This window comes from Comamonas sp. (genome assembly GCF_036666375.1).
Taxonomy (GTDB): Bacteria; Pseudomonadota; Gammaproteobacteria; order Burkholderiales; family Burkholderiaceae_C; genus Comamonas.
The window spans coordinates 1-10,042 of record NZ_JAVWWA010000011.1 but is presented as its reverse complement, the minus strand read 5'-3'; the positions used below and the strand labels follow the sequence as shown (position 1 = coordinate 10,042).

At 66.8% G+C, this 10,042-nt stretch carries 8 protein-coding genes; all 8 read left to right on the top strand.

Features of this window, described 5'->3' with window-relative positions:
- Positions 1–61 precede the first annotated feature (61 nt).
- The 8 genes from RR928_RS04295 (at position 62) to RR928_RS04260 (ending at position 9,770) form a co-directional block, all read left to right on the top strand.
- Entirely contained in the window at positions 62–1,432 is a 1,371-nt protein-coding gene (locus tag RR928_RS04295) for a homoserine dehydrogenase (RefSeq protein ID WP_332681590.1), read from the top strand.
- Positions 1,433–1,453: 21 nt separating this feature from the next.
- Positions 1,454–2,290, top strand: a complete 837-nt coding sequence (locus tag RR928_RS04290) for a DeoR/GlpR family DNA-binding transcription regulator (protein WP_332547586.1) — start codon at positions 1,454–1,456, stop codon at positions 2,288–2,290.
- A 31-nt stretch (positions 2,291–2,321) separates the two neighbouring features.
- Positions 2,322–3,296, top strand: a complete 975-nt coding sequence (locus tag RR928_RS04285) for a Bug family tripartite tricarboxylate transporter substrate binding protein (protein WP_332534116.1) — start codon at positions 2,322–2,324, stop codon at positions 3,294–3,296.
- Between the two features lie 70 nt (positions 3,297–3,366).
- Positions 3,367–4,278, top strand: coding sequence for a LysR family transcriptional regulator (locus RR928_RS04280; protein WP_332534115.1), 912 nt, complete (start codon positions 3,367–3,369; stop codon positions 4,276–4,278).
- A 126-nt stretch (positions 4,279–4,404) separates the two neighbouring features.
- Entirely contained in the window at positions 4,405–5,580 is a 1,176-nt protein-coding gene (locus tag RR928_RS04275; protein ID WP_332681587.1) for an MFS transporter, read from the top strand.
- A gap of 107 nt (positions 5,581–5,687) precedes the next feature.
- Positions 5,688–6,188: a sigma-70 family RNA polymerase sigma factor gene (locus tag RR928_RS04270; protein WP_332534113.1), complete on the top strand. Its 501-nt coding sequence runs from the start codon at positions 5,688–5,690 to the stop codon at positions 6,186–6,188.
- A complete protein-coding gene (locus tag RR928_RS04265; protein WP_332534112.1) occupies positions 6,188–7,192 on the top strand; it encodes a FecR domain-containing protein in 1,005 nt (334 codons plus the stop codon). Before RR928_RS04270 ends, RR928_RS04265 begins: the two co-directional genes overlap by 1 nt.
- A gap of 109 nt (positions 7,193–7,301) precedes the next feature.
- On the top strand, positions 7,302–9,770 hold the full coding sequence (locus RR928_RS04260) for a TonB-dependent siderophore receptor (RefSeq protein WP_332681585.1): 2,469 nt from the start codon (positions 7,302–7,304) through the stop codon (positions 9,768–9,770).
- The last annotated feature ends 272 nt before the right edge of the window (positions 9,771–10,042 follow it).

Below are 10,042 nucleotides of genomic sequence, written 5' to 3'. Positions count from 1 at the left end.
TTTTGTGTGATGTTTTGTGAATAATAGAGCCCAGCGCTGCCCTCACTGCAATGGACCACCTATGAATTTTGAACTGCTGTTCGCCGACCAACCCGAGCGCAAAGTGCGCTACACCCTCACTGGCGCCAAGGGCGGCTTTGCGCGCACGCTGCTGGCGCAGACGCGGCTGATGCCGCGGCTGATCCCGGCCGCGCTGTGCGACCTCGATGTGCCGGGCCTGCGTGCACTGTGTGAAGAATTGGGATATCCCGCAAGCCAGCTGCGCGAATGCCTGAGCGCTGCCGACATCGCCGCGCTGCCCGCCGACGCGATTGCGCTGGTGGCCGACGCCGGCCTGCTGCGCGAAGTGGCGCACGACATCCTGGTCGAGGCCACGGGCAATCCCAAGGTCGGTTTCCGCGCGGCCTGCGAAGCCATTGAAGCCGGCCGCCATGTGGCCATGGTCAGCAAGGAAGTCGACACCGTTGCCGGCGTCACCATGTCGCGCCTGGCCGCGGCCAAGGGCGTGGTCTACACCACGGCCGACGGCGACCAGCCGGCCAATCTGATCGGCTGGGTCAGCTGGGCGCGCACGCTGGGCCTGGAGATCGTCGCCGCCGGCAAGTCGGGCGAGTACGACCTGGTGTTCGATCCGCGCAGCGGCCAGGTGCGCCAGCTTGACGAGACGCGCGACATTCCCGAAATGGCCGAGCTGCTGACGCTGGGCGACGACATTCCCGCGACGCTGGCCGCGCGCCGCGCCGCGCTCAAGGGCTGGAAGACCAGCGCCACCGCCGACTACTGCGAGATGGCCGTGGTTGCATCGAACACCGGCCTGGTGGCCGATGTCGAGGCCATGCACTACCCCGTGGCGCGCACCGCCGAACTCGCCGACATCTACGCGCTGCGCGAAGACGGCGGCATTCTGCACAATTCCGGCGTGATCGACGTGTTCAACGTGCTGCGCCTGCCCGACGAAGCGAGCTTTGGCGGCGGCGTGTTTGTCATCGTGCGCACCGGCGACGGCCCCACCTGGCAGCTGCTGGCGCAAAAGGGCCATGTGGTCAGCCGCAACGGCCGCTACGCCTGCATGTACCTGCCTTACCACTTCATGGGCGTGGAAACGCCCATCACGCTGCTCAACGCCGTGCTGCATGGCCGCGCCTCGGGCAGCGACCGTCCGGCCCAGCATGCGATTCTCGCGGGCCGCGCCATCGAGACCATTCCCGCGGGCACGGTGCTGCGCATGGGCGGCCACCACCACGACGTGACCGGCGTCGCTCCCGTGCTGTTGGCGCGCGAGCAGGCACCGGCCGGTGTGGCGCCGCTGTACCTGGCCGCGCACGCCACGACGGCGCGCGCGATCCGCGCGGGCGAACTGATCACCCTGGACGACATCGCGGGCGACGATCCTGCGCTGCGCGCCGCCTGGCTCGCCGGGCTGCAAGACTGAAGTCCGGCAAGGGAGCAGGCAATGAACGATCTCATCGACCACGCCAGCGGCCGCGCCGCGGGGCTGATTCCCGAGCAGCGCCGCGAGATGATCGTGCGGCAGCTGCGCCAGCACCAGGTGCTGAGCGTGCACCAGCTCACGGAACTGCTGGGCTGCTCGCACATGACGGTGCGCCGCGATGTCGCCGCGCTCGAGGAAAAGGGCCGGGTCTACGCGATTGCGGGCGGGGTGCGCATTGCCAGCCACCAGATCGTCGAGCCCAGCCACCAGGCCAAATCGGTCACCGAGCAGGCGGAAAAGCGCGGCATCGCGGCCCAGGTCGCGCGCCTGCTCAAGCCGGGAATGACGGTCTACCTCGATGCCGGCACGACCACCGCCGGCCTGATTCCGCAGATCATCGCGCTGGCCGACATGACGGTGATCACCAACGATTTCCATGTCGCGCTGGCGCTGGGCGAGGCGCCGCATGTGACGGTGCTGCACACCGGCGGCGTGCTCGACCACCGCAACGGCTCGAGCATAGGCCCGCTGGCCGCGGCCACGCTGCGCCAGCTGGTGGCCGATATCTCGTTCCTGTCGGCCAGCGCCTGGGATCTGGAGCGCGGCGTGACCACGCCCTCGGCGCCCAAGGTCGAAGTCAAGCGCGCGGCGATGGCGATTGCCTCGCAGCGCGTGCTGCTGGCGACCAGCGCGAAATACGGCACCTACGGCACCTACCGCGTTGCCGGCCTCGACGAGTTCGATCTCGTGGTCACCGACGACACGCTGTCGGAAGCCGCGGTGCAGCGCCTGCGCGAGACCGGGCTGGAGCTGGAAGTCGCGTCCGCCTTGCCGGCCACGGCCGCGCCGCCGCACTGAGTATTTTCATTAAAAAGTTGGAGACAAAGCCATGGCTTTCCGAATCAAGTTTTCCGCGCTGGCTGTTGCCGCGCTGTGCACCGTGCCGCTGCTGGCGTCGGCCCAGCCCAACTGGCCGAGCAAGCCGGTGACCATCGTCGTTGCCTATCCCGCGGGCGGCGCGGCCGACATGCTCGCGCGCCTGGTCGCGCCCAAGATGGCGACGGTGCTGGGCCAGTCGGTGGTGATAGAGAACCGCGGCGGCGCCGCGGGCCAGATCGGCGCCGGCTATGTGGCCCAGGCCAAGCCCGATGGCTACACCCTCCTGGTCGACGGCGGCGGCTACGCGATCAATCCCACGCTGTTCCCCAAGCTGCCCTACGACCCGGCCAAGGCGTTCACGCCGCTGGGCATCCTGGGCGTGTTTCCGCTGGTGCTGACGGTCTCGCCCAACTACAGCGCCAAGACCACGGCCGAGCTGGTGCAGACCGCGCGCTCGGCGCCCGACGCGGTGTCGTATGCCTCGCCCGGCACGGGCTCGACCCAGCATCTGGCCACCGAGCAGTTCCTGCAGCAGGCCAAGGCCAAGATGGTGCACATTCCCTACAAGGGCGGCAGCCCGGCCATGGCCGACGTGATGGGCGGCCATGTGCCGGTCTATGTCGCCAACATCGGCTCCTCGCTGTCCAACATCAAGGCCAACAAGCTGCGCCCGCTGGCCGTGATGGCCGCGCGCCGCTCGGCCCTGCTGCCCGATGTGCCTACGCTGGCCGAGGCCGGCGTGCCCAATGCCGAAGCCTATGAATGGAACGGCATGTTCATGCCCGCCGGCGTGCCGCCCGCGGTCGCGGCCAAGCTGGCCGAAGCACTCAAGGTCGCGCTCGACGCGCCCGAAGTGAAGGAGCGCATCACCAGCGTGGGCGGCGAGCCGTTCACCGGCAGCAATGCCGAAGTCAGGAAGTTCATCGACCTGCAGACCCAGCGCATGGGCAAGGTGATGCGCGACGGGAACATCAAGGCCGAATAAGCCCGCACAGTCGGGCGGTCCGAGACGGGAAATATGCCAAAGTCGCGGCAACCAGACTTTGGATGTTTCAATGATCGAGACCCGCCTGCTGCAGCAATTCATTGCGGTCGCCGAAGAGCTGCATTTCAACCGCGCGGCGCAAAGGCTGCACATGGCCCAGCCGCCGCTGAGCCAGGCGATACGCCGGCTCGAGCGTGAAATGGGCCTGGCGCTGTTCGAGCGCACCAACCGCAGCGTGGCGCTGACGCCGGCCGGTGCATCCTTTGCGAACACCGCCAGGCAGATTCTGCAATCGCTCGATGAAGGCGTGGCGCAGACGCAGCGCGTGGCCCAGGGGCTTGAAGGCCTGCTGACGCTGACCTTCATCAACATCGCGCCCTATGCGCCGCTGCTGCGTGCGCTGCGTGGCTTTCGGCTGGCCAGCCCGGGCGTGGCGTTCACGATGCGCGAAGCCACCACGCAGGAGCAGGTGCAGGCGCTGGAGAGCGGCGCCGCGGACATCGGCTTTCTGCGCACGCCGGGAACGACTGCGCCCCGGCTGCGGTTCGAGACGCTGCTGCGCGAGCCCATCTGCGTGGCGCTGCCCGCGGGCCACCGGCTGGCGGGCAGCGCGCAGATCGAACTGGCGCTGCTCAAGGACGAAGCCTTTGTCGCCTCGCCGCGGCCGCTGGGCCCGGGCTTTCACGATCAGCTGATCGCGCTGTGCCAGGCCGCGGGCTTTGTGCCGCGCGTGGTGCAGCAGGCGCGGCAGATGCAGACGCTGATCGCGCTGGTCGCCAGCGGCTTTGGCCTGGCGCTGCTGCCGGCATCGCTGGCGAGCGGCACCCAGCACGATGTGGTGTTCCGCCCGATTGCCGTCGATGCGCCCGCAGCGCTGCGCCGGCTGGACCTGCTGATGGCCTGGAATCCCGGCCAGCCGTCGGCGATACGCGACCGGCTGATCGCCGAAATCCGCGGCGCTTTTGCACCCGGCGGTGATTGAGACGCCAGACGTCTTGTTTGGCGACAGGAACGGTATTTTACGAACGCCGGCGCGGCGGCTACGCTGCGGCAGCACCCGCGTTCCATACCGTGACGCCGGGGTTGCTGCACTTCAATGCGTATAGCCATGCCGGTCGCGATCTATGTTTTCTCCCTGTGTACCTTTGCCTTCGGGCTGTCCGAGTTCGTGGTGGCCGGCCTGGTCTCGGCCATTGCCGTCGATCTTGAAAGCCAGATCGCCGCGGTCGGCACCGCCATTGCCGCCTACGCGCTGGGCGCATCGATAGGCGCGCCGTTCATCACCGCGCTGCTCGCGCACTGGAAGGACAGGAGCATCCTGCTGCTGGCCATGGCGGTGCTGGCCGCGGGCAGCGTGCTGATGGCGGCTGCGCCCAATCTTGCCCTGCTGCTGGCGGTGCGCTTTGTCGTCGGCCTGGGCCACGGCGTGTTCATGGCCGTGGCCTCGGACGCGGCCACCCAGCTGGTGCCGCCGGCGCGCTCGGGGCGCGCGCTGTCCGTGGTGTGGCTGGGGCTGACGCTGGCGCTGGCCGTGGGCGTGCCCCTGGGCACCTTTCTCGGCAGCCTCTGGTCGTGGCGTGCGATCTTCCTGGCCATAGGCGGGCTGAGCCTGGCGGGCATGCTGGGCCTGCGGTTTTTCATGCACAGCCAGGCCAAGGGCGGCGGGCCGGCCGGCGCCTGGCAAGGCATACGCGCCATCACGCAGCCGCAGCTGCTGACCACCGCCGGCATAGGCGCGTTGGTGAGCGTGGCGACCTTTGCTTTCTTCACCTTTGTCTCGCCCTATCTGCTGCAGGTCACCGCCGTCGATGTGCGCTGGTTGAGCCTGGCCATGCTGCTGTTCGGCCTGTGCTCGGTGCTCGGCAATCTGCTGGGCGGGCGTCTGGCGGACCGGGCGGATGCAGCCCGCAGCACGCTGGCGGCACTGGCCGGGCTGGCGCTGAATCTGGCGGCACTCTACCTGCTGCGCGGCTTTGCGCCGGCCATGCTGGTGCTGGTGGGCAGCCTGGGGGTGTTCTTCTTTGCCATCGTGACCCTGCTGACCATGCGCCTGCTGCAGCAGGCCCGGCGCCATATCCCGCAGTTCACGGCGGTGGCCGCGGGCCTGAACATCGCGTCGTTCAATCTGGGCACGGCGCTGGGCGGGGTGCTGGGCAGCCTGACGATTGCCTGGGCCGGCCTGGCGCATGTCCCGCTGGTCGGGGCGCTGGCGGCAGTCCTGGGCGCAGCCGTGCTGGGTCTGCAAGCCGGCGGTAGGCGCAGCCAGGAGATTTCCGCGCGCTGAGGCACAGTTCGGGCGCGGCCTGGTGATGTCGGGCCATGCCGCTGCTGAAACTCGATATACTTGAGAATAGTTCTTATTAATCGGGCCTTCTCTTGTCGACCGCTCCCATGCCTGCCGACGAAGTCTCAGCGGCCGCTGAGCTCTTCATTGACCATCAACCCTGGCTGCTGGCTAGACTGCGCAGGCGCTTGCAGAATGCCGCGGACGCCGAGGATGTGAGTTCCGAGACTTTCGTGCGGCTGCTGGGCACGCGCCGGCTGCTGTTGCTCGATGAGCCGCGTGCCTTTCTCACGGCCATCGCCAAGAATATCCTCGTCGACCTCTGGCGCCGCAGAGACCTGGAGCAGATGTGGGTCGAGACCTTGGCAGCCATGCCCGAGGAACTCGCGCCTTCACCCGAGGAGCGCGCCTTGCTGCAAGAGTCGCTGGCCAGCATCGCCAAAGCCTTGGAAAGCTTGTCCTCCCACGCGCGCTGCGCTTTTCTGCTGAGTCAGCTCGATGGCCTGGCCTACGCCGAGATTGCCGCGCAGATCGGCAAGTCCGAGCGCATGGTCAGGCGCTATGTAGCCGATGGCCTGCGCTGCTGCCTGCTGGCGGTGCAAGACTGATGGCGCGCTCTTCCGCGCTGGATGCGATTTCCGAGGCGGCGATCGAGTGGATGGTCGAACTGCGCTCGGGTACAGCCGGCGCAGCCGAACGTGCGGCATTCGAGCAATGGCTGCTGACGGATAGCCGTCACCGACAAGCCTGGCTGCGGCTGGGCGGCGCGCTCGAGGCCACCTTTGGCGCGACTTCGGCGGGCAAGGCCACGACGACCGGGCCGCGCGCGCCTGCGGTGCACGCTACCCTGCGCAAAGCCGATGGACTGCCTGACCGCCGCAGAATGCTGCGTGGCGCATTGGGCGTCGCGGGCCTGGGGCTGGGCAGCGCATGGCTGGCCGAGCGTAGCGGCATGTTGCCCGATTGGCGTGCCGACCTGCATACGTCCACGCGCGAGCGACGCAGTTTCGAGCTCGCGGATGGCAGCCGCCTGCAACTTGATGCGCGTTCCTCGGTGGACGTGCGTTTCAGCGCGGGACTGCGTCTTGTCCATCTGCGCCAAGGCCAGCTGCTGGCCACGGTGCAAGCCGGGGTGTCCGCGCCCTTTGTGGTGCGCAGTCCGCACGGCAGCATGCAGGCATTGGGCTCGCGGATCATGATGAAGCTGGCCGATGAGCGTACGTTTGCGCTGGCCCTGGAAGGCGAGGCCGGGTTGACCACAGGCAGCGATGCCCAGCCGCTGTCGCAGCTTCTGTCGCAAGGCCAGTCCGCGTGGTTCGATGGACGCGCTTTCTCTGAGCTGAGCCGCCAGACCCTGCCCGATGCGGCGGCGGCCTGGGAGCGCGGGGAGATTCATGCTTATGACCAGCCCTTGGGCGAAGTGCTGGCGAGCTTGAGGCCCTACCGGCGCGGCTTGATCCGCGTTTCACCCGGCGCGGCCCAACTGCGCGTCACGGGCGTGTTTGCGCTCGACGACACGGATGCGGCGCTCGAGTCCCTGGCGCAGACGCTGCCCATCGACATTCACCGGCATTCGGGTGGGTGGCTGGTTCGGGTGGATACGAGCACCTGAGCCAGCGCAAAAAATTCGGCCAAACCATGGCCGCTTTTTTGCTCTCGTCCGACAAACAGTGGAAAGGTCGGAATTTCTCCGGCTCTGCAGTTTCCACCACAGGTCCATCATGCCTCCTGCGTTCTCTCATAGCCGCCATCTTTTGGCGATCGCCTGCCTGACGACTTCTGCGAACGCGCTCGCGCTCAGCGGTCTTGCACAGTCATATGACATCCCGGCGCAGGATCTCAACGCGAGTCTGATCCGCATTGCCAGCGAAGGCGGGGTGCAGCTCGCCGTGCCGGCTCCTGTGGTTCGCGGCCTGTCGGCACCGGCAATCAAGGGCCGCTTCACGCCGGAGCAGGCCTTGCAACGGGCTCTGGTCGGCCATGGTCTGGAGTTCGCGCGCACGGCCAACGGCACACTGACCGTTCGCCCGAGCGCTGCCGTTGCCAGCCCCGGCGCAGCGCAAGGCGAGCCGGGGGCAACGCTCAAGGAAGTGCAGGTGACGGCCAGTGCCGAGCCTGGCAGCACCACCGAAGGATCGGGCTCCTACGCTAGCAATGGGCGCAGCACGGTGGCTACTCCGCTCAATCTGACGCTGCGGGAAACTCCGCAAACCATCAGTGTGATCACCAGCCAGCGCCTGGGCGACCAGGCCTTGAGCGGCATAGGCGACGCCTTGCAGCAGACTCCGGGCATCACGCTGCAGAACATCGGTGGCGAACGCTACAGCGTGATGTCGCGCGGCTATGCCATCGATTCCTACCAACTCGACGGCGTGCCGACCACGCTGGACGTGACCACGCAGGATGTGTCGCAAAGTCTCGCCGACCTGTCCATCTACGACCGGGTCGAAGTCTTGCGCGGGGCTTCGGGTCTGATGAGCGGGGCGGGCGACCCTTCTGGCACGATCAACATGGTGCGCAAACGCCCGACAGCGGATTGGCAGGCACATGTCTCGGTGGGCGCCGGCTCCTGGAGCAAGGCGCGCGCCGAGGTCGACCTCTCCGGCCCGCTGAATGCCTCGGGCTCGGTGCGGGGCCGCCTGATCGGCGCCTATCAGAAGAGCGACAGTTACATCGACTACTACCAGCTGGACAAGCAAGTGCTGTACGGCGTTGTCGAAGCCGACCTCACGGACTCCACGCTGTTGACGGCGGGGCTGAGCTACCAGAAGGATGACCCGCGAGGTGGAATCGGCAATGGCGTAGGCCTGCCGCTGTTCTACAGCACCGGTGCCCAGAGCGACTTCGATCGCTCGACGAGCTTCGCCAGCCGGTACAACCGCAACGAAACCGCGGCCAGCAACGCGTTCGTGGCATTGAACCAGCGCCTGAGCGAGGGCTGGTCGCTGGACTTCGCGGCCAATCAGTTGCGGCAGACGCGCGCGTTCTCCTGGGTTGGCGGCACCACCTGGAACGCAATGTTCAACCAAGACACCGGCAATCTGCCGTTGAATGCGCAAAGTGGCGACAGCGAGCAGAACCAGACGGGCGTGAGTCTCAAGGCGTCGGGGCCGTTCGAGCTGTTTGGTCGCAAGCATGAGCTTGCCGTGGGCTACAACTACGCGGATTACGCCAACGACACCGCCTACAGCCCCAAGGCGGCGCTTGGCGTTCCAGGCAATATCTACAACTTCCAGACCTGGGCGCACGCAGGCACGGTGGCCGACGCCCCGCATGGCCGGACCAGCAATACTCAGATGCGCCAGTCAGGCGCCTACGCCGCGGCCCGCTTGCGGCCCAGCGACCAGCTTTCGTTGATTCTTGGCGGCAGGCTCAGCCGCTACAACTCGCGCTATGACCTGGTCTACACCAGCGGAACGTATAGCTCGCACGAGAGCGCCGAGAAGAAGAATGTGCTCACGCCTTACGTCGGCATCGTCTACGACCTGGACCCCAGCCATGCGCTCTATGCGAGCTACACCACGATCTTCAAACCCCAGTCCTATCAGGATCGCAACGGCGCTTTCCTGGACCCACGCGAAGGCAATAGCTACGAGCTGGGGGTGAAAAGCCAGTTCGCGGACGGCAAGATCCACAGCAGCGCCGCGGCCTACCAGATCCGCCAGGACAACCTCGCGGTGGCCGACAGCAGCTACACGGTGCCCGGCACGACCAATGCCGCCTATCGCGCCGAGAAAGGCGCGAGGACGCAGGGCCTGGACCTGGAGGTCAACGGTGAGCTTTCGCGCGGCTGGAATGTGGCCGCGAGCTATACCTATGCGAAGACGCAGGATTCGGCGGGTGCACGCATTTCCACGACCTTTCCCAAGCACCTCGCAAAGCTGTGGAGCACCTACCGCCTGCCCGGCCAATGGAACGCGCTCACGCTGGGCGGGGGCGTGAATTGGCAAAGCCGTAGCGACTTCACGAGTTCTCCCTGGTGGTCTGCCAAGCCCTTGCATGGCGAGCAGGGCGCTTACGCGGTGGCCGGATTGATGGTGCGCTATGACTTCAGCGAGAAGGTTTCGCTGACCATAAACATCAACAATCTGTTTGACAAGCAGTACTGGAGTTCCATGGACACCACCTTCTATACAGGCGTTTACGGCGCGCCGCGCAATGTGATGCTGAGCTTGCGGGCTGCGCTCTGAAAGTCTGCGCGCCTTCGTGCAGGCACATAGATGACAGCGCGGGGCGCCACGCGGGCGCACCATGCGGATCAACCCAGCAAGGCTTCTTTCACAGTCGTCACAGAGGATTGCGCCCATGACCCATGAGATACATTCCGCAGCGCGGACGATGACGCTCACTGCGACGGACGGATTTGTGCTGGCCGCGACGCTTTACCCCGGCGCGCAAAGACCACTGGCGCGGCTGATCGTTGCCGGAGCGACGGCCGTGCCCCAGGGCTTTTACCGCCGGT

Excerpts from the sequence above, each read along its gene's own strand:
- RR928_RS04295 (WP_332681590.1), top strand. The coding sequence starts at position 62 with ATGAATTTTGAACTGCTGTTCGCCGACCAACCCGAGCGCAAAGTGCGC.
- RR928_RS04290 (WP_332547586.1), top strand. The coding sequence starts at position 1,454 with ATGAACGATCTCATCGACCACGCCAGCGGCCGCGCCGCGGGGCTGATT.
- RR928_RS04285 (WP_332534116.1), top strand. The coding sequence starts at position 2,322 with ATGGCTTTCCGAATCAAGTTTTCCGCGCTGGCTGTTGCCGCGCTGTGC.
- RR928_RS04280 (WP_332534115.1), top strand. The coding sequence starts at position 3,367 with ATGATCGAGACCCGCCTGCTGCAGCAATTCATTGCGGTCGCCGAAGAG.
- RR928_RS04275 (WP_332681587.1), top strand. The coding sequence starts at position 4,405 with ATGCCGGTCGCGATCTATGTTTTCTCCCTGTGTACCTTTGCCTTCGGG.
- RR928_RS04270 (WP_332534113.1), top strand. The coding sequence starts at position 5,688 with ATGCCTGCCGACGAAGTCTCAGCGGCCGCTGAGCTCTTCATTGACCAT.
- RR928_RS04265 (WP_332534112.1), top strand. The coding sequence starts at position 6,188 with ATGGCGCGCTCTTCCGCGCTGGATGCGATTTCCGAGGCGGCGATCGAG.
- RR928_RS04260 (WP_332681585.1), top strand. The coding sequence starts at position 7,302 with ATGCCTCCTGCGTTCTCTCATAGCCGCCATCTTTTGGCGATCGCCTGC.